20 protein-coding genes are annotated in these 25,611 nt (G+C 41.5%); 7 read left to right on the forward strand and 13 right to left on the reverse strand.

The features are described from left to right. The first annotated feature begins 339 nt into the window (after nt 1-339). Entirely contained in the window at nt 340-741 is a 402-nt protein-coding gene (locus tag LG003_RS14460) for a DUF2569 domain-containing protein (protein ID WP_262981025.1), read from the forward strand. A gap of 1,111 nt (nt 742-1,852) precedes the next feature. Here LG003_RS14460 and LG003_RS14465 read toward each other — a convergent pair. Next, nucleotides 1,853-2,377: a SprT family zinc-dependent metalloprotease gene (locus tag LG003_RS14465; protein WP_262981026.1), complete on the reverse strand. Its 525-nt coding sequence runs from the start codon at nt 2,375-2,377 to the stop codon at nt 1,853-1,855. 275 nt (nt 2,378-2,652) lie between these two features. Next, on the reverse strand, nt 2,653-3,825 hold the full coding sequence (metK, locus tag LG003_RS14470; RefSeq protein WP_011147846.1) for a methionine adenosyltransferase: 1,173 nt from the start codon (nt 3,823-3,825) through the stop codon (nt 2,653-2,655). A 632-nt stretch (nt 3,826-4,457) separates the two neighbouring features. On the opposite strand from metK, the gene speA reads away from it, so the two are divergent. After that, nucleotides 4,458-6,362, forward strand: coding sequence for a biosynthetic arginine decarboxylase (gene speA / locus LG003_RS14475; protein WP_112878574.1), 1,905 nt, complete (start codon nt 4,458-4,460; stop codon nt 6,360-6,362). 171 nt (nt 6,363-6,533) lie between these two features. Further along, complete coding sequence (gene speB, locus LG003_RS14480; protein WP_112878573.1) at nt 6,534-7,457, forward strand: agmatinase; 924 nt, start codon at nt 6,534-6,536, stop codon at nt 7,455-7,457. 230 nt (nt 7,458-7,687) lie between these two features. Here the strand turns inward: speB and LG003_RS14485 are convergent, their stop codons facing one another. Beyond that, complete coding sequence (locus LG003_RS14485; protein ID WP_262981027.1) at nt 7,688-8,455, reverse strand: AraC family transcriptional regulator; 768 nt, start codon at nt 8,453-8,455, stop codon at nt 7,688-7,690. A 105-nt stretch (nt 8,456-8,560) separates the two neighbouring features. On the opposite strand from LG003_RS14485, the gene LG003_RS14490 reads away from it, so the two are divergent. Continuing rightward, nucleotides 8,561-9,730: an MFS transporter gene (locus LG003_RS14490; protein WP_262981028.1), complete on the forward strand. Its 1,170-nt coding sequence runs from the start codon at nt 8,561-8,563 to the stop codon at nt 9,728-9,730. Nucleotides 9,731-9,734: 4 nt separating this feature from the next. On the opposite strand, the gene LG003_RS23505 is transcribed toward LG003_RS14490, so the two are convergent. The 8 genes from LG003_RS23505 to leuA all read right to left on the reverse strand — a co-directional run bounded on the left by LG003_RS23505 (nt 9,735) and on the right by leuA (nt 19,080). Continuing rightward, nucleotides 9,735-10,001, reverse strand: a complete 267-nt coding sequence (locus tag LG003_RS23505; protein WP_158537788.1) for a hypothetical protein — start codon at nt 9,999-10,001, stop codon at nt 9,735-9,737. Between the two features lie 210 nt (nt 10,002-10,211). Beyond that, nucleotides 10,212-10,925 carry a TerC family protein gene (locus tag LG003_RS14500; RefSeq protein WP_112878569.1) on the reverse strand — a complete coding sequence of 238 codons (714 nt, stop codon included), beginning with the start codon at nt 10,923-10,925 and terminating at the stop codon, nt 10,212-10,214. A 92-nt stretch (nt 10,926-11,017) separates the two neighbouring features. Beyond that, nucleotides 11,018-11,704 (reverse strand): DNA mismatch repair endonuclease MutH, encoded by a 687-nt coding sequence (mutH, locus tag LG003_RS14505; protein ID WP_262981030.1) that lies wholly within the window; start codon nt 11,702-11,704, stop codon nt 11,018-11,020. 584 nt (nt 11,705-12,288) lie between these two features. Continuing rightward, nucleotides 12,289-13,950: an HTH-type transcriptional regulator SgrR gene (gene sgrR, locus LG003_RS14510; protein ID WP_112878567.1), complete on the reverse strand. Its 1,662-nt coding sequence runs from the start codon at nt 13,948-13,950 to the stop codon at nt 12,289-12,291. Between the two features lie 448 nt (nt 13,951-14,398). Continuing rightward, nucleotides 14,399-15,004, reverse strand: coding sequence for a 3-isopropylmalate dehydratase small subunit (leuD, locus tag LG003_RS14515; RefSeq protein ID WP_112878566.1), 606 nt, complete (start codon nt 15,002-15,004; stop codon nt 14,399-14,401). A gap of 8 nt (nt 15,005-15,012) precedes the next feature. Continuing rightward, entirely contained in the window at nt 15,013-16,422 is a 1,410-nt protein-coding gene (gene leuC, locus LG003_RS14520; RefSeq protein ID WP_112878565.1) for a 3-isopropylmalate dehydratase large subunit, read from the reverse strand. Between the two features lies 1 nt (nt 16,423). Continuing rightward, nucleotides 16,424-17,515 carry a 3-isopropylmalate dehydrogenase gene (leuB, locus tag LG003_RS14525; RefSeq protein WP_262981031.1) on the reverse strand — a complete coding sequence of 364 codons (1,092 nt, stop codon included), beginning with the start codon at nt 17,513-17,515 and terminating at the stop codon, nt 16,424-16,426. Between the two features lie 2 nt (nt 17,516-17,517). Then, a complete protein-coding gene (gene leuA, locus LG003_RS14530) occupies nt 17,518-19,080 on the reverse strand; it encodes a 2-isopropylmalate synthase (protein ID WP_262981032.1) in 1,563 nt (520 codons plus the stop codon). A 957-nt stretch (nt 19,081-20,037) separates the two neighbouring features. Here leuA and leuO point away from each other — a divergent pair. The 3 genes from leuO to LG003_RS14545 all read left to right on the forward strand — a co-directional run bounded on the left by leuO (nt 20,038) and on the right by LG003_RS14545 (nt 23,955). Next, complete coding sequence (gene leuO / locus LG003_RS14535) at nt 20,038-20,982, forward strand: transcriptional regulator LeuO (protein WP_112878561.1); 945 nt, start codon at nt 20,038-20,040, stop codon at nt 20,980-20,982. A gap of 237 nt (nt 20,983-21,219) precedes the next feature. After that, a complete protein-coding gene (locus tag LG003_RS14540; RefSeq protein WP_262981043.1) occupies nt 21,220-23,019 on the forward strand; it encodes an AMP-dependent synthetase/ligase in 1,800 nt (599 codons plus the stop codon). A 369-nt stretch (nt 23,020-23,388) separates the two neighbouring features. Continuing rightward, complete coding sequence (locus tag LG003_RS14545; protein ID WP_262981033.1) at nt 23,389-23,955, forward strand: RBBP9/YdeN family alpha/beta hydrolase; 567 nt, start codon at nt 23,389-23,391, stop codon at nt 23,953-23,955. 153 nt (nt 23,956-24,108) lie between these two features. Here the strand turns inward: LG003_RS14545 and LG003_RS14550 are convergent, their stop codons facing one another. Next, nucleotides 24,109-24,678 (reverse strand): tetratricopeptide repeat protein, encoded by a 570-nt coding sequence (locus LG003_RS14550; protein ID WP_262981034.1) that lies wholly within the window; start codon nt 24,676-24,678, stop codon nt 24,109-24,111. 462 nt (nt 24,679-25,140) lie between these two features. After that, a complete protein-coding gene (locus LG003_RS14555) occupies nt 25,141-25,320 on the reverse strand; it encodes a hypothetical protein (protein WP_205072949.1) in 180 nt (59 codons plus the stop codon). Nucleotides 25,321-25,611 lie beyond the last annotated feature (291 nt).

The raw sequence follows: 25,611 nt of genomic DNA on the forward strand, positions 1-25,611 counted from the left end.
TAAATCTATGGTCACCCTCGTTGTTGCAACACGCATTTTGATGAATTTGGGGCTTGCTTATGCTTAAATCTATCCGGCGTCACTATAGGCAAGGATGCCCGCGCCTGATGTTCCTAAAAAACCACTCGGCTTTTAATAAGCCATCTTAACCTTTAGGTTTCTCATCAGGCCGATAGGCCGTTCATGTCATCAATTATCAGTCTTCGCAAAACCAGTGGGGTAACGTTTAAATTTATTCATAATGACGCAGGATCAGGCGTCAAATACCGTGTGCTGTGTCGTGATTAGGGGTCACGTCAAGCTGGCTTTGCCCGGTATCCAACTGTCAGACAGGAGGAGATGCTGAGGTTAAGGCAAAACTATTTGTCATTGATAAAAGGGATGTGCACTTTATTTTTGGAGTTGCACTTTATACATCTGTTCTTTTCTTTAGAAAAAAGAATACCTTTATTTTATATTATCCTTTTGGTTTTTACTTCATTATTTGTAATAACCGATTTAACATTGGCTCATTATGTATATAAAATAAAACTGGATTATAATTATCTTTTCTTGCTTTTTAGAACTGTGTTTTATACATATATATGGATACCTTATTTTATTATATATATTACGATTAAAAGAACATTTATACCCGTCATCTTTCAAGTTGCCTCTTTGTTGGCTGCACTCGCTCACCCCGGTCACATAGTTATCTATGCTCCCGGGGATTCACTCCCTTGCCGTCGCGATGCATCTTGAAATCCATTGGGTATATAAAGTAATGATTAAAATTAAACTATTTTGCAAACAATATTCAGCAAGAAACAAGAGCAGGTAAATTTTTTGTAACTAATATTTATTTAAAAAATATGACAGTCAAAACTATCCTAGCCTTGTGAATTGTTCTCAAAAATTAGATAATTTAAATCACGCGTTCATTAAGGTCTGAGTCCTGTATTTTTCTGGGTCCAGACTATTTAATTTCTACCTGATTCGTAAGCGTGTGGAAAAAAGGGTAACAGTGTTATGGTCAAGAAAATGTAGCAGATTTCTTGGATGAAGGTTATGAGATGAATTATATTGGTAGTGTTAGTAAATTGGATAAATATGTTGGTTATGGAATGAAAAAGGAAAATTTGTTTTTTGCATCTCTCCAGAATTCACCTCTTTATCTAAAGTGAAAGGAATTTGTAGTTCAGTTGTTAATAGTGGCTATAATGGAGTAATGATTTTGGCGCCTAATTCTTTCTTTACAGCTAAACAATTAGTTGAATATTATACCGAGATTATCAAGGCCGGGGAAGGGGATAATTCAAAGGTTTTATAGACTTCCGGAAATAATTTCATCATTAAATAAATATTAATATATTTTAAGATGTAAAAGGTGGTTAATTGATTCCTATCAGATAGATGTTCACTCTATACCCAATGGATTTCAAGATGGATCGCGACGGCAAGGGAGAGAATCCCCGGGAGCATAGCAAACTATGTGACCGGGGTGAGTGAGTGCAGCCAACAAAGAGGCAACTTGAAAGATGACGGGTATAAATGTTATCCCTTTCTTCCCTATACAAGGCTTGTATCTGGACTATTTGAGATAGATATGATCCATTATTTTTGTGGTTTATCTTAGACTCAGTTTTTTAACCTGATGGTAATACAGAACCTTAACAGGATTAACTTTAAAATTAATTATTGCTTAATTTTCTTATCTGGAGATTTTAATTTTACTTAAAAAACTTCTTGCTTTTTTAAAATGAGAATCTTTATAAGAATTTTTTGATATAATAAGATGTTGGTTCAATATTATTAGTGTGATTTATATTCAGACAGTGGGGTAATTAAATCATATTTTTATTATTATAAATCTTTATAAATTAGGATTGAAAGAGTCAATTGATTTAACAATAAGCTTTTCTCCGCATTTTTGACAGATATAATGACTTTCTTCTCGCAGAATTTTATTATGGCGTCGTAGGGTTAGTTCATGTTGTTGGCAACTACAGTAATAAGTAAAAGTTTGACTACGTACTGAGTCGACTTTAAATTTGTGTGTACGGCTAGCTGGAACGTTCAGTACTTTTTCCATCATCCAACGCCACTGTTTTCCATGTGGGGGCACTTTCCCAAAGTAGCGATAAACCAATAGATGAGCTAATTCGTGAGGCACAACTTCATTAATAAAAGTTTGTTGATTTTCAATCAATAATACTGGATTAAGGCGGATTTCCCAATTTTTTATATAGGCACTGCCCGCAGTAGTTCCCCTCTGGCGGTAGTTTATTGTAGGTTCAGGAAAATCACGGTTGAGATATAAGTTTGCTTGTTGCAGTTTTTGCTGCAAAATATTCATAATGGCTTGTTGTAGAGAAATTGGAACGTTAACTAATTTCATGTATTGAAAGTAAATAGGCAAGGATCAGTGAATTTTATTAGAAATCCTGAAACAAGCTGATAATAATATTGTTAGGGATTCTTCAATTGTCAGCTAATGCTAAAAAAGCCGAGTTCAGTTATCTAAACCGGGCTTTTTGTTTTTATACCCGTTATCTTTCAAGTTGCCTCTTTGTTGGCTGCATTCGCTCACCCCGGTCACATAGTTATCTATGCTCCCGGGGATTCACTCCCTTGCCGTCGCGATCCATCTTGAAATCCATAGGGTATATATTTTTACATATTCATCGCTGATAGCTTTAGACCCGCAGCATCACGCAGTGCTTCTGCTTTATCAGTGGCTTCCCACGGGAACTGTGGACGACCAAAATGACCATAAGCGGCAGTATCACGATAGATTGGGTGCAATAGATCCAGCATCTGAATCAAACCATGAGGACGTAAATCAAAGAATTCACGTACCAGTAGAGTCAAAGTTGCTGTTGAAACTTTTTCAGTGCCGAATGTTTCCACCATGATGGAAGTGGGTTCTGCAACGCCGATAGCGTAAGAAACTTGAATTTCGCAACGATCAGCCAGACCCGCCGCGACAATATTTTTTGCCACATAGCGTGCAGCATAAGCCGCTGAACGGTCGACTTTGGATGGATCTTTACCGGAGAATGCTCCGCCACCATGACGTGCCATGCCACCGTAAGTATCTACGATGATTTTACGACCAGTCAGACCACAGTCACCCATTGGGCCGCCAATGACAAAACGACCGGTTGGATTAATGAAATATTTGGTTGTTGGATTTAACCATTCAGCAGGCAGTACCGGCTTGATGATCTCTTCCATGACCGCTTCTTGCAGATCTTTCTGACTAATATTTTCAGCATGCTGTGTGGAAAGTACAACCGCGTCAACGCCGACAATTTTGTCGTTATTGTATTGGAAAGTGACTTGGCTTTTAGCATCGGGGCGTAACCACGGCAGTACACCATTTTTCCGAACTTCAGCTTGACGCTGAACCAGACGGTGTGCATAGGTGATAGGCGCAGGCATGAGTACATCAGTTTCGTTGGTTGCATAACCAAACATTAGCCCTTGGTCACCAGCACCTTGTTGCAGGGGATCTTCACGGTCAACACCTTGGTTAATATCCGGTGATTGTTTACCAATGGCACTTAATACTGCACATGAGTTTGCATCAAAACCCATTTCAGAATTAACATAACCAATCTCTCGAACTGTTTGTCGCGTAATTTCTTCAATATCAACCCAAGCGCTGGTAGTAATTTCACCACCAACCATGACCATGCCGGTTTTAACATAGGTTTCGCAGGCAACTCGTGCTTTTGGATCTTGTTCTAGAATAGCATCAAGAACGGCATCAGATATTTGGTCTGCAATTTTATCAGGATGCCCTTCGGAAACAGATTCGGAAGTGAAAAGGTATGTGGTCATTATATAACGTTACCTTAAAATATAATTTCAGTTTGGAAATGGATGGATTAACATCTAGATGGCTATTTTAGGGTAATTCTTATCCATGTGCTAGATTTTTTTAGTTCAGCGAGTAATTTTCATTGGGTGAATGAATAATTTCTTGGTTTGTATGTCAGTTTTGTTCAATTTCATTTTGCAATTTTATGTGATTGCGAGTATAAACTGCGGCCGTAGTTGAACTATTTTTGCTACAGACTCGCAGAAAGCTAACTAGCTTCTGTTTCTCAATCGAGAAAATGGCTCCTTAGATATGAGTCATGTGTGGGGGTGAATGGGGTAATGAACCATTATCTGCTGATTGCTAATGGCCAACAGCCACACTTGTCGTCGGATGTATCCGCGTCTTTTTCCTTTCTTTTCAATATGTCTTTAATTCGATGTTATCTGTTGTCAGCAAACAGGCCGGATATGTCGGACAGTCGTATTGTCACTCGGTAATTTTGTCGTTGTTTAGTAGTAACTAAACGCTTTTTACAACCTGAGAGCATGCTGTTCCCTGATATTTCTCAACACGCGAGATTATGGTGTTTTGGGTTATTTATTAATTACAGGCGAAGGCGAAAAACTCTAACTCCCTTAAGGAGACTGCCATGAATGATAATATCGCTCGTAAAATGCAACAGACTTACAATATTGCATATTGGGGAGGGAGTTACTACTACGTCAATGATCTTGGCAATGTTAGTGTGTGTCCAAATCCTGATTTGCCGGGGGCAAAAATTGATCTTGCGGAATTGGTGAAAAAAGTTCAGCAGGAGCAGAAACATTTGCGTTTGCCGGCGCTATTTTGTTTCCCTCAAATCCTGCAACATCGTTTGCGTTCAATCAATGCTGCATTTAAACGTGCCAGAGAGTTATATGGTTATAAAGGCGATTACTTTTTAGTTTATCCCATTAAAGTTAACCAACAACGCCGCGTTATTGAATCACTGGCCAGTTCCGGTGAACCTTTAGGGCTTGAGGCTGGCTCTAAAGCGGAATTAATGGCAGTGCTGGCCCATGCGGGTATGACTCGTACCGTCATCGTGTGTAATGGATATAAAGATCGTGAATACATTCGTCTGGCGCTAATAGGTGAGAAGTTAGGTCACAAGGTTTATTTGGTGATCGAAAAGATGTCTGAGATTGCCCAAGTATTGGAAGAAGCTGAACGATTGAATGTGATCCCGCGTTTGGGAGTCCGTGCACGTTTGGCATCTCAGGGTTCAGGTAAATGGCAAGCCAGTGGCGGTGAAAAATCGAAGTTTGGGCTGGCGGCAACTCAGGTATTGCAATTGGTTGAGATTTTGCGCGCAGTGGATCGACTTGATAGTCTGCAATTGTTGCATTTTCACCTTGGCTCACAGTTGGCGAATATCCGTGATATTGCAACAGGTGTCCGTGAGTCAGCGCGTTTTTATGTCGAGTTACATAAACTCGGGGTAAATATTCAATGTTTTGATGTTGGTGGTGGACTGGGGGTCGATTATGAAGGGACCCGTTCTCAATCTGATTGTTCTGTGAACTATGGGTTGAATGAATATGCCAACAATGTCATCTGGGGTATTGGTGATGCTTGTGATGAACATGGTTTACCCCATCCTACGGTTATCACGGAATCCGGTCGTGCCCTGACCGCTCACCATACTGTCTTGGTCTCTAATGTTATCGGGGTTGAGCGTAATGAATTTACGCAGACGACACCACCGGCAGAAGATGCTTCCCGCCCGCTCACCAGTTTGTGGGAAACATGGCAGGAGATGCATTCAGAAGGAAATAGACGCTCTTTACGTGAATCGCTGCATGATGGTCAGCTCGATCTGCATGATGTTCATACACAATATGCTCATGGCATGCTGGATTTGACAGAACGGGCGTGGGCGGAAGAGTTATATCTGAATATCTGTCGCCGTATTCAACAGGATCTTGATCCAAGCAACCGTGCTCACCGGCCAATTATTGATGAGTTGCAAGAGCGTATGGCAGACAAATTCTATGTGAATTTCTCACTGTTCCAGTCTCTGCCTGATGCATGGGGTATCGATCAGTTATTTCCTGTGTTACCCATTGAGGGACTGGATAAGCCGTTGGATCGCCGTGCGGTATTGTTAGATATCACCTGTGACTCCGATGGTATTGTTGATCATTATGTGGATGGTGATGGTGTAGCCGCGACCATGCCGATGCCCGCTTATGATCCTGATTGCCCGCCAATGATTGGTTTCTTTATGGTGGGAGCATATCAGGAAATTCTTGGCAATATGCATAACCTGTTTGGCGATACAGCGGCTATTGATGTTTATGTATTCGATAATGGCGAAGTGACCTATAACCAAAGTGAAGAGGGGGATTCAGTCGCGGATATGCTGCAATATGTGAAACTGGACCCTAATGTACTGATGGCTCGCTTCCGTGATCAAGTAAAAGGCACGGATTTGGATACAGGCTTGCAAGAGCAATTTTTACTGGAATTTGAAAGTGGTCTTTATGGCTACACATATCTGGAAGATGAATAATCTTCTGGTGTTAATTAAGCCTCCTGTATACAGATAACGTTATTTAATATAAACCAGATGCGGAGATGCAGAGAAATAGGGTTATCTCAGAAATATCCCATTTCGTCATGGCATGGGCATCCTGGAATTAAATAGCTTTGTTCTGTCGGGAAACTTTTGAGGATATATCTCATGACAATAAGTACCTTGGGCAACCAACAAGATGACTCTCTGGTTTCTAATGCCTTCGGTTTCCTGCGCTTTCCGCTGAATTTCCAGCCATATTCCAGCGATGCAGAGTGGGTAATTACTGGCGTACCATTTGACATAGCAACATCAGGTCGTGCAGGTAGTCGCCACGGGCCTGCGGCCATTCGTCAGGCTTCTACTAACTTGGCATGGGAAAGCCGCCGTTGGCCGTGGGATTTTAAGCTACGCAATTGTCTTAAAGTTGTAGATTGCGGTGATGTGGTCTTCAACTTTGGTGATGCTCAGGATATGAGTGATAAATTACAAGCTCATGCTGAAAAAGTGCTGGCTTCCGGTAAGCGTATGCTCTCTTTTGGTGGTGACCACTTTATTACTTTGCCTTTGTTGCGCGCTCATGCCAAACATTTCGGTAAAATGGCTCTGGTTCATTTTGATGCTCATGCTGACACCTATCCAAACGGTAGCCAATTTGATCACGGTACCATGTTCTATCACGCACCAAATGAAGGGTTGATCGATCCGCATCATTCAGTACAAATTGGTATTCGTACTGAACATGGACGGGACGATGGTTTTACGGTGCTGGATGCTGATCAGGTTAATGACCGTAGTGTGGATGATTTGCTTGCTCAGATAAAAGAGACGGTTGGTGATATGCCGGTTTACCTGACTTTCGATATCGATTGTCTTGATCCAGCTTTTGCGCCGGGTACGGGTACGCCAGTCATTGGTGGCCTGACAACCGATCGTGCACTGAAATTGCTGCGTGGTTTGCAACCGCTAAATATTGTCGGTATGGATGTGGTAGAAGTTGCTCCAGCTTATGATCAGTCTGAAATTACGGCTCTGGCAGGTGCGACTATTGCACTGGAGATGCTTTATTTACAGGCATCTAAGAAGCGCTAAAGAGCACGTAGTCTTAGTATAGTCTTAGGGGATAGTGAAATAAGCTCGTACTGAGTTGTGGCGCTATCCCTTGAAACTCGGCTGTTATTTGGATTGATGTAACCTTTATATGCTTTTCTGGAGGCTCTTTGTCATTTTTTACATGTGAGCATCAATTAACCGGATGTCATATTGAGAGAAAATACTATTGGCTGAAATCAGTGTCAGTCCTTCCATCTGAGATTAAACAATTAGCTGCGCATTGCCATATATGCCCGTGGAGGGCTGCCTACCATATTTTTAAAAAAGGTGGCGAAAGCGCTATCGCTGGAAAAAGCCAGTTGACTGGCGACGTCAGATTGGCCGTATCCCTCTGTTAGTAGCTCAATTGCTTTGATTAGCCGCCATTGTTGCCGCCACTGTTGATAGTTCAGCCCAGTTTCACGCCGGAAGATGCGGCTAATGGTTTTTTCCGATGCGCCGATATAACTAGCCAGCTCGTACAGCGGCGGTACTGTGACCATATCGGCTAAATTTCTCAGGCGGCGGTCACTGGGTAGGGGCAGCAGGGTTAATTCGCGTGGTGCCAGTTGTATCTCATCCAGGCATACCGCTAGAATATTAGCGGTAGCACCGTGCTGCCAGTTGGTGTCGAACTCAGCGATGGCAATGCGCTCCAGCACTTCGCGTAGCAAAGGTGAAGCCGTCAGGACTTCTAAGCATTCAGGCAGACTAGGGTAATGGGAACGATCGAGATACACTGAGCGATAACCTACCACACCGCTGACTTGCACCCGATGCTCTACCCGCGGTGGAATCCAAGCGATACGACCCGGCGGGAGCATGCAGATGCTCTCGTTGAGCATAATGCGCATGCAGCCTTGCTGACTAAACAGTAATTGCCCCATCCTATGCCAGTGTGGGCCAGAGTCATGCTGAGCCAATTCGGCTGCGATGCCCAATACGCTATTGTCGAACGAATCTGGATCAAAGGTATCCTGAGCGTTAAGCCATGTCATATTCTGTCCGATTATGTAAATTTTTTGTCTTTTATATTGTAGCAGACAACAGAGCGAGGATGATACCTTGGTGTCCTTATTTTACCTTCAGTCACAGGACTTGCTATGCAACGCAAACTTACCCTCACACTGGCAACATCTATGATGATGTTTCCCCAAGTGGTGGAAACGATCTACAGCCCAGTGCTTACTCATATTGCTGAAGGGTTTCATGTCAGCGCGGAAATGGCCGCGCAAACTTTGTCTTGTTACTTCTTTGCTTTTGCCTTCGGTGTTGTGGTGTGGGGGCGGATGTGTGATGTGATTGGACGGCGTCCTACGATCCTTGTCGGACTCGCGTTATATATGTTGGCATCGATCTTAGCGGTCTTCTGCGATAGTTTTACCATATTATTGGTGGCGAGGGTGTTGGCAGCCTTTGGTGCGGCGGTGGGATCGGTGGGCACCCAGACCGTCATTCGTGATCAGTTCAGCGGCTACGAATTGGCGCGGGTGTTTTCGGTGATGGGGATAGCTATGGCGGTTAGCCCGGCGATCGGCGTGCTGAGCGGTGCGTTACTGACCCATTATTGGGGCTATCAGGGTGTCTTTAGCGGTCTGGCAATATTAGCGGCGGCGTTGCTGGCTTATGCTGCATGGCAACTGCCAGAAACTCGCCCGCAAGAGGTCGTGAAAAGCTCCTTCTTCGGTACTCTGGGGCGTATGACTAAAGATGGTGACATCTGGCACAGTGCGCTGTTGGTCGCTCTATTCAATATCTGCATGTTCAGTTTTTACCAATTAGCACCGTTCCGTTTTGAAACACTGGGTCTTCCTGCGCAATGGTTTGGCTATACCGGGCTGGTGTTGGCAGCAGGTGTGGGCCTTGGAGCAGCCATTAACAAGCTTCTGATCGCCAAGCACTGGTTATTTACCGCGTTGCTGACACTGGCGTGTGTTCTACTGCTTTCTGGCGGTATCTTGGTGTTCTTGCTGGAAGAAACGGTATGGTTTGTCTTGCCAATGATGCTGGTTGTGATGGCATATGGTATTGCCATTCCCAATATTCTGGCGCGTGCCCTGCGGCACTATAAAGATTGCATGGGAACGGCGGGGGCGATCCTTGGTTTGATGTATTACCTGATGTTAGGGGGCGGCTTGGTTCTGGCAGGGTTAGCGCAACGCCTTGGCGTGGTACTGACAATCAGCAGCATTTGTGCACTGATGCTGGCAGGGAGTATCGTTCGTAGCGAACGGCAACTCGCCTTGCCAGAAGGTGAAAACGAACGCGCCTGAGTATTTAAACGTTGGTCGGTGCTAAATGGCCGCGAATTTCCACGGCGAGCGGGAGGGTGTAGCTACAATCATCGGGGTTAAGCGCACTCAGGTACCACAGCAGGTTCTGTTGCGGACTCAGCGATGTGCGTCGTTCCTCTGCAATTGCAATGGCGTGTTCTGTCGCGACGGCTTTGTTCTCAATATATTCAGCCAGTTTACGAATTGTATTGTGCTGGAAAATATCGGCGATATTCAGGCGGCAACAGAGATCACGTGCGGTGAGGGCCACAATTTTACTTATCGTCAGCGAGTGAGCGCCAAGATTGTCAGTCGTAGCGAAGATAAGAAAACAAATGAGGTTAGCTAAGTATAAAAAATGCCGAAATAACCGGCAATTTTTTGCTGCATAGAATTGAGATGCCGCAGTACTGAACTGGGCATCTATGGCATACTTTTTAAATCAAAGAAGAATATTTTTTAGCGTTATTTAGCGCTATTTCTAATTTCTTTTCTTTTTCCCACGCATGAGATTCAGTGTTTCCACTGCCATTGAGAAGAACATGGCAAAATAGATGTAACCTTTAGGTATATGCACTTGTACGCTTTCCAGAATAAGGGTAAAGCCTACAAGGATTAAGAACGACAGCGCCAGCATTTTGACGGAAGGGTGACGGTCAACGAATTCACCGATAGGACGAGCGGCGAGCATCATGACACAGACGGCTATGATAACGGCTGCCATCATAATGAATAGGTGATCGGACAGGCCAACAGCGGTGATGACTGAATCCAGGCTGAAAATAATGTCCAGCAACATAATCTGGATAATGGCCCCCAGGAAGGAGTGAACAGGACGTTTTAGCTCCCCTTCATTGTCACCTTCGATCGCTTCGTGGATTTCTTTGCTGGCTTTCCAGATCAGGAATAGACCGCCAAAGAATAGGATTAAGTCACGGGCAGAAATGTCATGTTCAAAAACTGTCAATATCGGGTAGGTTAGTCGAATAACCCAGGCAATAGAGGCTAACAGCGCTAAGCGCATTAGCATTGCTCCCATTAGTCCGATCTTACGTGCTTTATTTTGTTGATGGTTAGGGAGTTTTGCCACAACAAGTGACAAAAAGATAATGTTATCAATCCCTAAAACGATTTCTAGAATTGTCAGGGTGGCGAGTGCCATCCAGGCGTGGGGATCAACAATCCATTCTAACATTGCTTATTAAAACCTTAAGGTAAAAATCTAATTATACGCCTGATTAGATGTAAGGTAAGTATGTCGATGTAAAAATCAGTCAGAGCTCAACGTTAAATCAAAAAATGACGGGCCAGTAGAGGAGCAGTGAAATTTTTCCTTAGATAGAACCCGCGAGGCAGAGTCATAATAGGCTGGCCGTGTACGCCGATTGCTTCGGTTAATGCTTTGCTGTTAGCCGCTTTTGGGCGCAACTGTAATACTTCGCCATGACGGGCGGTAACGCTCTCTACTTTGCCAAGCACGATGAAATCCATCAATTCTTCCCAGTCGCGACGTAGTAACTCTTCTTCTTCTTGATTGGGACTCCACAATAAAGGAGAGCCAACCCTGCGTTTGGCTAGAGGGATTTCCCGTTCACCTTCAACAGGTATCCACAGCACTCGCGATAATTTGCGTCTAACATGACAGCTTCCCCAGGTAATACCACTGTTCCCTGTTAATGGTGCAACGCAGACAAATGTTGTTTCTAATGGATAACCTCTTCTGTCTACTGGGATGGTTTTAAGCTCAATACCGATATGTTCGAAATCTTGCTCTGGTTTGCTGCCGGCACTTGCACCCAGATAATATTCTAGCAACATGCCTACCCAGCCTTTATCTCGTTTCAGATTGGGTGGGATAGGTAAATTTGCTTTTGCCGCGAGTTCTCCCATTGATAAGCCAGCCAGAAGTTGGGCGCATTCGAGCAACTGTTGCTCGTTGTCTGGTGGAAGTGGGGGGGAAAACAGTATGTTCATTTGAGATATCCGTTTTTTAGGTCAAAAAACAGCCTTAGTTTCTGTGAATAATAAATCTGAGGTTCATACAATAGCTAAAAAGTGATAATAGCATGATATACAAACATTTTTTATTGCTGTTTCAAATATTGTAAAATTGACTGCCGTTCTTGTTCACCTATTGCTGGTAATAATGAACAGGATCTTACACCATGTTATCCACAGTTTTATGGGATAAGTAGACAAAAATGAGATCACTGGTTTGATTTACAGGTTTGACTAACACTTTTTTCTACAAAAACCACTGTTTTTTGCTTAACTAAAAAGCATAACCTGTGGATAACATAATGTTTGATTGTTTTTTGTTCTCATCAACTAACGTTGTCCATTATAGTTGTGATTGACGCTAGAAATAGCGAGATAAATAGCTGCTATTTCAATGAAAAATAAATACTATTTCATTTTTTGTCTATAGATTGATAATTCATAATATAAAGCTATACCTGAATTACCCCTGCCTTTTTCACATAGATATCCACAGAAAAAGTGAATAAAAGCAAGTTTGCACACCTGTGTATGTTCATAACTCTGGCTTTTTCTGTGAATTACCCTTCATATGGGTTGAACCAGGCAGATTTGAAATCAAACCAACCAAAGGTGTTCATTTTGACTCCCCGCATACTTCTCTGTCCCTGTAACTCAAGCCAGTGGTGGAACAGTGGATGCAACCAATGTTCATCAACTATTTTTTCGCACCACTCTTCAAGCGATAACTCTTGTCGTCGCCATTGTGATACTTCTTTACTTAAGTCATTACCAAGGCACTTTTTCAATAATGGCATCTCGTACAGCGTAGCGAACAGCGAAAATTCCAGAGGATTATAAAAGTTGGCAGTAGCAAGCCAGAGGTCACTTTCGGTGTTACCATTGAACCATGTGTCATAATCCACGATGTTGATTTTCAATTCGACGCCGCACTTGGTCAGTATGGCTTGAAGGATCTGGCTGATTGTGTGGTATTCGTGATGTTGATGACAAAGCGTGACGGTCAGATGGGTAATATCCTCTGGTTTGTTCAATTCGGATATGAGCTTACTGTGATGCCAGCGTAGTAATAAACCATAAGCGGGTGACCAGTGACGTTGATAAAAGGGGTCACAATGCGCTAGCAGATTGATCGGTGTTAGCAGACTGCATAGCCATTGGCGAACGTCTTCTCTCTTACATTTAGTTGAACGATGGTCGTGTAGTAGGAAATAACAGCCTTCTTCTATCCTGCTATCTAGCGAGTTATTATCCGTGCTGTCACTTTCCAGATGCAGAGTTGTACAAACCAGTTTCTCCGCTAATTCTGGTAGAAACCATATATTCACCTGATCAATCAGTGCCCGAAAGCCAAAGTAATTATCAAAGGCACGAATTTGTAGTTTCTGAGCGCTGTTTTTTATGACCTGGTAAGGGCCAGTTCCCACTGGCATACGAGAGAAGTTCGGTAACTTTTGCCACTCTTGAGGCAAGATCATGGCATGTGGGCTGCCGATTAATAAAGGGAGCCAGAGATCAGGTTCTGAAAGAAAAATATCAATCACATAGGGTGTGGGCGTCGTGACTTTTTCAATATGAGAAAAAAGGGGCAGGTTGCGTAATCTTTGTAGCGAAGCGATGACATCCGCCATCTGTAATTCTCTGCCGTGGTGAAAATGGATGGCCGGCCGTAGATAGAAGCGCCAGTGATTTGAGGATAATTGTTGCCAATGATGAGCTAAGTCAGCTTCTGGTTCCCCATTTTCCTCATTTATGCGGGTTAGGCTATTAAATATCTGTCTGACCAGATGAATTTCAGAGCGGCGTAAAGGTGAACCGGGTAGAAGATTAGGGAAAGGGCGATAATAGAGTATCCGCAGTAAGTTTTTTCCCTGACGGAAACGGCGCTCAATCTGGGATAGTACCATATGACGGACTGTATCTTTATCACCAACCAGTTGGACCAACTTCTCAACGTTATGTTGCTCAAGCAACTCTTCAGCTCGTTGTTGTTGAAATTCCCATCCATCACGTAAAAAATTCAGTTGAGAACGTTTCCCTCTCCCGGACTCAGCCTGCCACTGTAACCAACCAGCTTTCTGCATATTGTTGAGCAGTGAACGGATATGGCGTTTTGAACAATGCAGTACATTTGCCAGTTCTTGTAACGTTGTTTCAGCCTCTTTTCCTTGATGGTGTTGCCATAATCGAATGAATTGTTGTTGTAAGCGTGAACTGGGCATAAAAGAGGAACTCCAGAGTATTATTCATCAATTTTTATTTTCTTATATTGCGACGATAATTATCCATATTGAAAGTAGCTCAATAGGCCAGACGAAATCTGGCTTCTCCCCCAATTTTCTTGAGTAATGGTGATTTGCCAGCCAGTAAGAAAGCTTACTGGCTTTTTTTCTTATTGTACATTGTGTACTCTCTACTTCTTTTACATATCAGTTTAAAGCGAGTAATAATCTGGTATTGGAGGCGTTTTGTCCAGCTACTATCGCTATTTCTATCTGTAAATTTATTTTAAATGTGATGGGGAATGGTAGAGTATTAGTTAAAGCCCTTTATATAGCTGAAAATGTGACTGTCTGCATGAGTATAGACGTGGTGGTACTGTTTTTGCCTTTGACACCGATAGAAAAATCCCGTAGTAGAAAACTACGGGATAAATCAATAACGGAAAAATTAACGTAGGAAAATCGGTTGTTCTTGCTCGTAGGTTATTATGGCATCCAGATGTTGTAATGTTAGGCCAATACTATCCAGACCATTCATCATACAGTGGCGCCGGAAACTATCGATTTCAAAATCATAGTCTTTATCGCCAGCATGGACTTTCTGTTGTTCTAGATCGACAGTAAAACGGCAAGCTTTGTTTTGCTGAACCAACTCAAATAGCTCATTGACATCGTCATCGTTCAGTTTTACTGGCAGTAATTGGTTGTTGAAAGCATTACCGTAGAAAATATCCGCAAAACTTGGGGCGATAACAACTTTAAAACCATAATCCGTTAGTGCCCAAGGTGCATGTTCACGGGAGGAACCGCAACCAAAGTTTTCACGAGCCAGAAGGATACTGGCACCCTGATAACAAGGCTGATTTAATACGAATTCAGGATTAGGTTTTTGTCCTGCGTCATCAAGAAAACGCCAGTCATGAAACAGATGCTGACCAAAGCCTGTGCGAGTGACTTTTTGCAAGAATTGTTTGGGAATAATGGCATCAGTATCGACGTTTGCCGCATCTAAAGGAGCAACTAAGCCGGTATGTTGAATAAACTTTTCCATCATTCTCTCCTTTATGACTTCTGTGCTGGATGGCGTATATCGATAAAATGACCATTAATCGCTGCTGCTGCTGCCATCGCTGGACTTACCAAATGGGTGCGTCCACCACGTCCCTGGCGCCCTTCAAAGTTGCGGTTACTGGTAGAAGCACAGCGTTCACCGGGTTGCAGGCGGTCATTATTCATTGCCAGACACATGGAACATCCGGGTAAACGCCATTCAAAACCGGCTTCTATGAAAATTTTATCTAAACCTTCTGCTTCTGCTTGTGCTTGAACGGGGCCTGATCCGGGAACAACGATCGCCTGAACACCAGGTGCAACTTTATGGCCTTGTGCGATGGTTGCGGCAGCCCGTAAATCTTCAATTCGGGAGTTGGTGCAAGAGCCGATAAAGACTTTATCGATCTTCACATCTGTTAGCTTAATACCGGGTTTCAAATCCATATACGCCAGTGCTTTTTCAGCAGATGCTCGTTCAACAGGATCACTAAAAGATTCCGGCGCTGGAATTGTTTGATCAATGGCGATCACTTGTCCAGGGTTTGTTCCCCATGTGACCTGTGGAGAGATCTCTTCTGCATTAATTGTAATAATGGTGTCATATTGTGCATCAGGATCGGATTTCAATGTCTTCCAGTAAGCAACAGCTTGCTTCCATAGCTCTCCCTTCGGTGAGAACTGGCGGCCTTTCATATAAGTAAAAGTGGTTTCATCCGGTGCAACCAAACCCGCTTTAGCACCCATTTCAATTGCCATGTTACATAAAGTCATACGGCCTTCCATGCTAAGTGCTTCAATCGCCTTACCACAGAATTCCACCACATACCCTGTACCACCTGCACTGCCTGTTTTGCCGATGATCGCCAGAACGATATCTTTGGCGGTAATAGCATCACCGACATCCCCCATCACTTCGATTTTCATAGTCTTGGCACGGGCTTGTTTCAGAGTTTGGGTAGCGAGTACATGTTCAACTTCAGAAGTGCCAATACCGAAGGCCAACGAGCCGAATGCTCCGTGCGTGGCAGTGTGGGAATCACCACAAACAATCGTCATGCCTGGTAGGGTTATCCCCTGTTCAGGGCCGATGACATGAACAATCCCCTGATAGGGATGATTGAGGTCATATAATGTGATACCGAATTCGGCACAGTTTTTCATCAACTCTTGCATTTGAATACGTGCCATGTCACCACAAGCGTTAATATCTTTTGTTTGCGTGGATACATTATGATCCATTGTTGCGAACGTTTTACCTGGTTGGTGCACTGGGCGGCCTTTAGTACGCAAACCATCAAAAGCTTGCGGGGAGGTTACTTCATGAACCAGATGACGATCAATATAGAGTAACGGGGTTTCATTAGGTACTTCCCGGACAATATGAGCGTCATATAATTTTTGATATAAAGTCTTAGCCATGTTAAACACCCTCGGCTATATAACGGGCGATAGTGCTGCCCATTTCATCAGTGCTAATTGCTTTACCGTTTCCGGCTAAATCTGTTGTGCGATAGCCCTGTTCCAGCGCGTAGTTAACCGCTTGTTCAATCGCATTAGCGGCGTCATTGTGACCTAAGCTATAGCGCAACAGTAAAGCGGCAGACAGGATCTGGGCTATCGGGTTAGCAATACCTTTTCCGGCAATATCTGGTGCAGAACCACCAGCGGGTTCATACAGGCCAAAACCTTTTTCATTCAGGCTGGCAGAAGGTAACATGCCCATTGAACCGGTAATCATGGCGCACTCATCAGATAAGATATCGCCGAAAATATTAGAGCACAGCATCACATCAAACTGGGATGGATCTTTAATTAACTGCATGGTGGCGTTATCAATATACATGTGATTGATTTCTACATCTGGATACGCTTTTGCAATCTCAGTAACAACTTCTCGCCACAATACGGAACTCTGCAACACATTTGCTTTATCAATAGATGTGACTTTATTACCGCGTTTGCGAGCGGATTCGAAGGCGATGCGGGCAATACGCTCGATTTCAAAACGGTGATAAACCTCAGTATCAAATGCTCGTTCATATTTACCTTGGCCTTCACGTCCTTTGGGTTGACCAAAATAGATACCGCCGGTTAATTCACGGACACATAAAATATCAAAGCCTTTGGCGGCAATATCATGGCGTAAAGGACAAAATACCTCTAATCCAGCATATAAGAGGGCAGGACGTAAGTTGCTGAATAGTTTGAAATGTTTGCGTAATGGCAACAGTGCGCCACGCTCAGGTTGTTCTGCTGGTGGTAAATGTTCCCACTTAGGCCCTCCCACGGAGCCGAACAATATGGCATCAGCCTGTTCGCAACCTGCTACGGTTTTTGCCGGTAGTGAACAGCCGTGGCGATCGATAGCAATCCCACCCACATCATATTCGCTGGTGGTGATACGGATATTGAAACGCTTACGGATTGCGTCCAATATCTTATAGGCTTGTGCCATAACTTCAGGGCCAATACCATCACCGGGTAAAACTGCAATATGATAATTGTTCGACATGTTTACACCATTTCCTTTGTATTTTGCTGTATACGTTGTTTCTCTTTCTTAACTTGCTCTGTACGCCAAACGCAGTTCAGAGCATGAATCATTGCTTTGGCAGAAGATTCAACAATATCTGTTTCCAATCCCATGCCGTGGAAGCGACGCCCAAAGCATTCGACAACGATATTTACCTGACCCAGTGCATTTTTTCCTTGGCCTTTACCTGATAACTGATAAGAAACCAGTTCAACTGGGTATTCAGTTATTCGACTGATTGCCTGATAGACAGCATCTACCGGTCCATTACCTGTGGCAGCTTCTGATTTCACCTCTTTACCACACACTAAACGTACAGCGGCTGTTGTCATCACATTGGAGCCAGATTGGATATTAAAGTTGTCCAGATGGAAAAATTCGGGTTCTTGTTGTTGCAAATTGATGAACGCTAAGGCTTCCAAATCATAGTCAAATACCTGGCCTTTTTTATCTGCCAGACGTAAAAAGGCTTCGTATAAGCTATCCAGATCGTAATCTTTATCCTGATATCCCATCTCTTCCATACGGTGTTTCACTGCGGCGCGGCCAGAACGGGAAGTCAGGTTCAATTGAATTTCTTTCAGGCCGATGGACTCTGGTGTCATAATTTCGTAAGTTTCACGATTTTTCAGTACCCCGTCTTGATGAATCCCGGATGAGTGGGAAAATGCATTGCTACCAACAATTGCTTTATTCGCGGGGATTGGCATATTGCATAATTGACTGATCAACTGACTGGTGCGGTAAATTTCCTGATGGTTGATATTAGTATAAACGCCTAACATTTGCTGACGGACTTTAATCGCCATAATGACTTCTTCCAGTGAACAGTTACCGGCACGTTCACCCAGACCGTTTATCGTCCCTTCTATCTGACGGGCTCCGGATTGTACTGCTGTGATAGAGTTGGCGACAGACATCCCCAAATCATCGTGGCAATGGACGGATATTATCGCTTTATTAATATTAGGAACGCGTTCGATCAAGTTAGTGATGATGCCGCCAAATTGATATGGCGTGGTGTAACCGACAGTATCTGGGATATTGATCGTTGTTGCGCCTGCTTTGATAGCGTTTTCAACGATCCGACACAGATTATCAATAGGTGTACGGCCCGCATCTTCACAGGAGAATTCGACATCATCAGTGTAACGACGTGCCCGTTTGATTGATTGAGTTGCCATTTCCATGACATTTTCGAATGTTTTTTTCAGCTTGGATTCAATATGTAAATCGGAAGTGGCTAAAAAAACGTGGATCCGAAAAGCGTCTGCAATTTTTAATGCTTCTGCAGCCACGTCAATGTCTTTTTCTACACAACGGGCTAAGGCGCAAACACGGCTATTTTTTATCTGCTTAGCGATCGTCTGTACAGATTCAAAATCACCAGGAGAGGAAACTGGAAAACCGACTTCCATGATATCAACACCCATTTTCTCCAAGGCCAAGGCAATCTGGAGTTTTTCGTTCACACATAAGCTGGCTTGTAATGCTTGTTCTCCATCACGTAACGTGGTGTCGAAGATAATAACTTGCTGGTTCATATGTACGTTCCTCTCATGGTTGTTTTTTGCGCCCAGCAGGTAAAAAAAAACCGCGCTTGGCGCGGGTTCTTGTTAATGTCTGGTTTGGACCAACTCTGTTTTGAATCAACTCTGTTTTCTGTCCACCAGCATACCGCGCATATCAGATACGATGAGTAGTAGGTTTAGTAGACAAATTGAGTGAATCATATCGATCCAACCTTTCAGTAGTATTAATGAGTATTTGTGATTCATATGCTTTTATTGATACGTTATCTTAAAAGTGATGTCAAGAATTCATTTAGGCATATGATTCTTGGTTTTACTTTTCTCATGGTGGTAAATTGAAGTGTTGATCTGTTTATATTTAAAAAGCTTTTATTTTATCCTTTTTTGTTCTGGTTTGACTTTAATGATAAGCTCTGATTTATATAAAAAATAGCGCATTATACTGATTAATTAAAATTAAGTATTTTTTGTGTGATGAGCTGGAAGTCGATTTGTATTTTTCCGAAAAACATCATTTGTCATTGGAAAAATAGATACAAATAGGAAGTTATGTTATATATCTTTGAAAAAATAATTCTATAATATAATAACTCTGATAAAATTGTTTAATAATAATAAGTCAGTAATTTTATTGTGAATTGTGTAATTCTTTGATTTATCATCATATACAAAATATCAGGGTGAATAAATTGTTAACGTAATTGTACTTTTTTGTGAATGAATAATGAGCACTACATTGTCTACTAATTGAAATTATATATTTTTAACATTAATAAGGGGATGCGCTGGTTAGCTATGCGTATTCAGATTTGTACAAGGACGAGTCTTAATTATTTGTTATCGAAATGATTAAGACAATTGATCTCGTTAATAGTTAGAGTCATCGTAATATCTGAGTAATAAATGAAGGTATTTCCGATGTTTTGTTATTAGCCGGGATCATCTGCATCAGTTTAGTGGAGTTAAACAATGGCTGAATACACCTCAGTAACTGCAACCAAAAAAGATCCAAATGAAATTCATTTACGTAATGTGGATCTCAATCTGTTGACTGTTTTTGATGCAGTTATGCAAATGCAGAATGTAACACGTGCGGCACAGATATTAGGAATGTCACAACCGGCTGTCAGTAATGCGGTTTCTCGTTTGAAGCTAATGTTCAATGATGAATTATTTGTGCGTTATGGGCGTGGAATACAACCGACGGCAAGAGCTCATCAATTATTTGGTCCAGTCCGTCAGGCATTACAACTGGTATATAACGAGTTACCTGGGGTTGGTTTTGAACCTGATAATAGTGATAGGATTTTTAGTCTTTCAATTTGTAGCCCTCTAGATATTAGACTGGCTGCAAAAATAGTTGAACAGGTGAAACAAAATACACCCAATCTGGGGGTGACGATTAGATCATATCTACATGATAATATTGAACATCAGCTCAGGTATCAGGAAACTGAGTTTGTCATTAGCTATACGCAGCTAGAACGTATGGATTTTCATCATTACCCGTTATTCAATGATGAGTTGGTTTTGGCTGTTTCTAATCATCATCCAAGAATTGAAAATAGTATTAGTGAGCAGCAATTGTATGAGGAACATCATGCCGTTGTATCATTGGATAATATATGTTCATTCAGCGTTCCCTATTATGATGGAGGTGAACGTTTGCGTTCGGTGGTTTATCAGGGGACCGATTTGAATAGTGTGTTGCATATTGTCTCTCAAACCTATTTGGTTGCGATTGCGCCAAAATGGTTAGTTGAGCACTATAACGAACAATTAGCAATAAAAGCGGTTTCATTACCGTGGGATAAAGTAAGTCGTCCGTGTTATTTGGTTTGGCATGAATCTACAACGAAAGATAAAGGGCATCAATGGATGAAATCGTTGTTGAGTCAACTTAGTAGCAGATAATTAACTTGAAAACTCACTACTGGATAAGGGTGGTGAGTTTTTTTATTTTATCACAAATTTTTCAACTTTTGAGAAATAGGCTTTTCCTGTTGTTCAGGAATCGGTAGACTGCAAGGAAATAGCTAACACCTGTAAGCTGAAAAGCGAATAAGTGATGCGAAAAGGTATTATCAGAGAATAAAATTACTGTTTTTTCTCCGATAAGAAAAAAGTTTTTCGAACAGGAAAAAAATTGTGATAACTAAAAATTTACATCCTTATCACTTGATAAACCGGTTGCAACAACAAATCAAACAACACCCAGAGAAAATTGCTTTTCGCCAATGGTCTCCGGCTGAACAACTCGAACTAAACTGGAATGATATTGGTAAAAAGACCAATGCTATTAGCCGGGCGTTGTTGGAGATTGGCATTGATGTGCAAGAAAAAATTGGCCTATTTGCACATAACAGCATGGCGTGGTCATTGGCAGATATCGCTGTATTACAACTTCGGGCGGTCACTGTCCCTCTGTATGCAACCAGTAGTCAAGAACAAGCTGGTTTCATACTTAATGATGCTGGTGTGCGTATTTTGTTTGTTGGTGGACAGCCGCAGTATGATGTTGCTATTTCTTTGACAGAACGTTGCCCTCAGTTAAGTCACATTATTGTCTTAGATGAATCAGTCGATTTGCGGGATTGTTCATTAGCTCAGCATTTATCTGATTTCATGGCCGATAATAAATTACAACATCAATCTGCGTTGGAAACCCGTATTGCTAACCACAATCTGGATGATCTTTTTACACTTATTTATACGTCTGGTACCACGGGTGAGCCTAAAGGCGTCATGCTTGATTACCGCAATTTAGCCTATCAGTTGTATTCACATGATCATATCTTGACATTAACTGATCAGGACATTTCTTTGAGTTTTCTGCCGTTATCCCATGTCTTTGAACGCGCATGGAGTTTCTATGTCATGCATGTAGGAGCACAAAATGTTTATCTGACCGACACTAATTTTGTTCGTCAAGCGATGGCGGATGTCCGCCCGACAGTGATGTGTGCAGTGCCGAGATTTTACGAAAAAATTTATAGTGCGGTTTTTGAAAAGGTTTCTAAGGCTCCTTGGCATCGAAGAAAACTTTTTAATTGGGCGATTAAATGTGGTGAGCGTCAGTTTTTACGTAATTTGCAAAGTAAAAAAAGCTGTCCTTGGTCAACAGCAATGCATCGACTGGCTGATAAATTGGTGTTGAGTAAATTGCGAAATGTGTTGGGGGGCAGAGTTCGGTTTTTACCTGCTGCTGGCGCACGTCTGGACGAAACGATTATCCTGTTTTTTCTCGCTGTTGGGATAAATATCAAATATGGCTATGGTATGACAGAGACTTGTGCCACGGTTTCCTGTTGGGAAGAGCAAGGTTATATATTTGGTTCTATTGGTAAACCCTTGCCTGGCATTGACGTCCGTATCGGTGGAGAAGATGAGATACAAGTGCGTGGCCCAATTGTGATGAAAGGCTATTTCAATAATCAGCAAGAAACCACCAAGGCATTTACTCAAGACGGTTGGTTGCGTACAGGTGATGCTGGTAAGTTGGATGAAAATGGTAATTTGTTCATTACTGAACGTCTGAAAGATTTGATGAAAACATCGAATGGTAAATATATTGCTCCTCAAATGATTGAAAGCACGTTAGGGCAAGATCGTTTTATTGAGCATGTTGCTGTTATTGCTGATGCCCGTAAATTTGTATCCGCTCTTATCGTGCCTTGTTATGAAGCATTGGAAGAGTATGCAAGGTCAATTAATCTCAAATATCATGACCGGGTTGAATTACTGCGTCATAGTCAGATTATCGATATGTTTGAGCAACGCTTGAAAGAGGTGCAGAAAAACTTTGCTCACTTCGATCAGGTAAAGCGTTTCATATTACTGCCAAAACCATTTTCAATGGAAACAGGTGAATTAACTCCAACACTGAAATTGAGGAGGAAAATTATTATGCAGCGTTACCATGAAGAAATTGAATCTATGTATCAGGATTGATTTTCGGGATTTTCTACAAAGAGTTAGTGTTACCGGTTATTCAGGGAAAGTATGAGGGATATTGTAGTAATATCCCGCTTTGGGTTTATCCCATGAATGCCCGGCTTTAAAGAATTCAATATTGGACTAATAAACTTTTATCCCGCCTTAAAATCACAGATAAATTATACTATCTAAGATTATTCTGTAATTGTTAAATATTACAGATCGAATGAGCATGATTTTATGAGATTAGCATTACTTTCTTGGTGAATCATAGAGAATATATTGGTTGACAGTATTGTGCTATTCCTGTATTAAATATATGAATAAGATAATGGTAAAGTTTATATGGTAAATAAAATATAATTTGTATAATTAGGTGAATTGATGAATTTTGATAATGTAGTTATTGTTCATGGTCTTATGGCGACTCCTGATCATCATTGGTTTCCTTGGCTTAAAGCTCAGTATGAAAAGTTAAATGTTAATGTGATCGTGCCGGAAATGCCTGAATCTCATGCTCCTTCCCCCCATTTATGGCAAGAAAAATTGCAGGAGAGTATACCTAATCCTAATGAAAGAACACTTTTTATCGGGCATAGTCTAGGCTGCATTACTACACTCCGTTACATCGCATCTTTACCTGATAATATAAATATAGGGGGAGTTGTATTAATCGCGGGATTTTATGAAAAGTTATCAACTTTACCTGAATTAAATATATTTACTGAGGAGAACTTGAATTTTCGTCCCCTCATACAGAAAATAAAACAACGAATAGCGATATTATCGCTTAATGATGAGATTGTATCGCCACAGTTTACATTAAATTTAAGTCAGCAGCTCCGGGCTGAATTATATGGTTTCCCTGATGGCGGGCACTTTTTAGATCGCGACGGTTTTACTGTTTTTCCTAAGCTAGAAAAGGTATTAAAAGATAATTCAATGTTGTGAATCAGAGTTTCCTTATATAATGAATGTGACCGGTTTTTTCATGTTTTATGTAATTATGATAGGGTTTGTGTGTTTTAAATAAGTTGTCAAAATATCATTTACCTACTGTAAAATAACCCGCTCTGAATACAGAACGGGATTATAAGTATATTTTTAGTTACTTTTTTCTACTAATGGGATGGGTTTATATCCCATGAGAATTAAGAATTCATCCCAATGATTTATTATTTCTTGAGATATTCCTTTTTCCACAGTGCCCTTTTCAGCATTTATTTTAATATAATGATATGCCTTTTCTAAATCTTGCGGGCTATTCCCTGAACCATATAAATAATTTACCCCTATTATCTGATATCCATTTATTATTCCAGAATCTCCGGATCTCTTAAGTAGATCATTGGCTTTTATTTGATCTTCTTGTACTCCATAACCAAAACTATAAATTATACCGAGATTATATAAAGATTCCGCATGGTTTTTATCTAACTCTAAGGCCTTGCCATAATACGCTATGGCTTTTTGGTAATCCCTTTCTGATTCCTTTAATGAATTGTCAGTATAAAGTTTGCCTAATAAAAAATAGGCATCAGCGCTACCATTCTGAGCTTGTTTTTCCAGTTCCCGAAACTCTTCAACTGTTCTCGGTACTTTCAGTGGAAGTTCCTTAACCATACCTGTATATTTAATTCCATCAAATACAGTTCTAGGAATATTTGTTTCCATCGGTTCATCGGAGCACCTTGGGGAGCTACATGCAAGGTTATAGAAGGTGCGTTTTCAAAGTATGAAAGTTTATCGTCAGGTATGATTTCTTGATAGTTTTCAAATATTCCTACTGTTTTATGTTTAGGTTGTTGTAGTGCTTCATCAGGCATATGTGGTTTCTTCCTCATTGATTTAAAAAATAATTCTTATCTTCCAGATAAAGTGTTACTGAATTGGTTCTTTTTGTTTTAAAAGATGAATTGAGAAGTAATTGTCGTTCCAAAAAGCTTTCTTCGGTTTTGGTTTTTAACAGATTGAGCACATAGTCAATCATTTTCCGTCGGTCAGTTTTTATTTCTACCATTATGTTCATATTGGCAACTAGTATCATTTGTTCACCATTAACAGTCAGATAATTTTTATCTAACTGAATGATAATCGAATAAATTAGGTTGTATCTATTTATATTTCTTAGGACGATTATTGAATTGAGGGACACAACTTGGTTTTCTTGGCACGAAATGAAATGTTGTCTATCTGCATTCCAGACAGCTCTACATAAGGCAGGCGGAAAAAATCTTTTTTGATACTTTTTGTCTTTAAACCCAATTTATTAGCAGCAAGTAACCATAGGGTTTTATCTAATCCTGCAAGCGCCAAACCAGACTTCATCAAACATTAGAAGTTAAAATTGAACTATACCCAATGGATTTCAAGATGCATCGCGATGGCAAGGGAGTGAATCCCCGGGAGTATAGCAAACTATGTGACCGGGGTGAGCGAGTGCAGCCAACAAAGAGGCAACTTGAAAGATAACGGGTATATATATTGGATAATACCTATACGTTGTCATTCTTTTTAGGTATAGCCACTCATATTCTGCTTGTCCTTAGCTTCTTGATAGCAAGATAACGCTTGCAAGAGACATCTTGAATTTTCAGAAAGTGGTTA

Source organism: Photorhabdus kleinii, assembly GCF_025384885.1.
Classification (GTDB): Bacteria; Pseudomonadota; Gammaproteobacteria; order Enterobacterales; family Enterobacteriaceae; genus Photorhabdus; species Photorhabdus kayaii.

Bases quoted from the DNA above. Each gene is read 5' to 3' on its own strand.
- LG003_RS14460 (WP_262981025.1), top strand. From the start codon at position 340: ATGCTGAGGTTAAGGCAAAACTATTTGTCATTGATAAAAGGGATGTGC.
- LG003_RS14465 (WP_262981026.1), bottom strand. From the start codon at position 2,377: ATGAAATTAGTTAACGTTCCAATTTCTCTACAACAAGCCATTATGAAT.
- metK (WP_011147846.1), bottom strand. From the start codon at position 3,825: ATGACCACATACCTTTTCACTTCCGAATCTGTTTCCGAAGGGCATCCT.
- speA (WP_112878574.1), top strand. From the start codon at position 4,458: ATGAATGATAATATCGCTCGTAAAATGCAACAGACTTACAATATTGCA.
- speB (WP_112878573.1), top strand. From the start codon at position 6,534: ATGACAATAAGTACCTTGGGCAACCAACAAGATGACTCTCTGGTTTCT.
- LG003_RS14485 (WP_262981027.1), bottom strand. From the start codon at position 8,455: ATGACATGGCTTAACGCTCAGGATACCTTTGATCCAGATTCGTTCGAC.
- LG003_RS14490 (WP_262981028.1), top strand. From the start codon at position 8,561: ATGCAACGCAAACTTACCCTCACACTGGCAACATCTATGATGATGTTT.
- LG003_RS14500 (WP_112878569.1), bottom strand. From the start codon at position 10,925: ATGTTAGAATGGATTGTTGATCCCCACGCCTGGATGGCACTCGCCACC.
- mutH (WP_262981030.1), bottom strand. From the start codon at position 11,704: ATGAACATACTGTTTTCCCCCCCACTTCCACCAGACAACGAGCAACAG.
- sgrR (WP_112878567.1), bottom strand. From the start codon at position 13,950: ATGCCCAGTTCACGCTTACAACAACAATTCATTCGATTATGGCAACAC.
- leuD (WP_112878566.1), bottom strand. From the start codon at position 15,004: ATGATGGAAAAGTTTATTCAACATACCGGCTTAGTTGCTCCTTTAGAT.
- leuC (WP_112878565.1), bottom strand. From the start codon at position 16,422: ATGGCTAAGACTTTATATCAAAAATTATATGACGCTCATATTGTCCGG.
- leuB (WP_262981031.1), bottom strand. From the start codon at position 17,515: ATGTCGAACAATTATCATATTGCAGTTTTACCCGGTGATGGTATTGGC.
- leuA (WP_262981032.1), bottom strand. From the start codon at position 19,080: ATGAACCAGCAAGTTATTATCTTCGACACCACGTTACGTGATGGAGAA.
- leuO (WP_112878561.1), top strand. From the start codon at position 20,038: ATGGCTGAATACACCTCAGTAACTGCAACCAAAAAAGATCCAAATGAA.
- LG003_RS14545 (WP_262981033.1), top strand. From the start codon at position 23,389: ATGAATTTTGATAATGTAGTTATTGTTCATGGTCTTATGGCGACTCCT.
- LG003_RS14550 (WP_262981034.1), bottom strand. From the start codon at position 24,678: ATGGAAACAAATATTCCTAGAACTGTATTTGATGGAATTAAATATACA.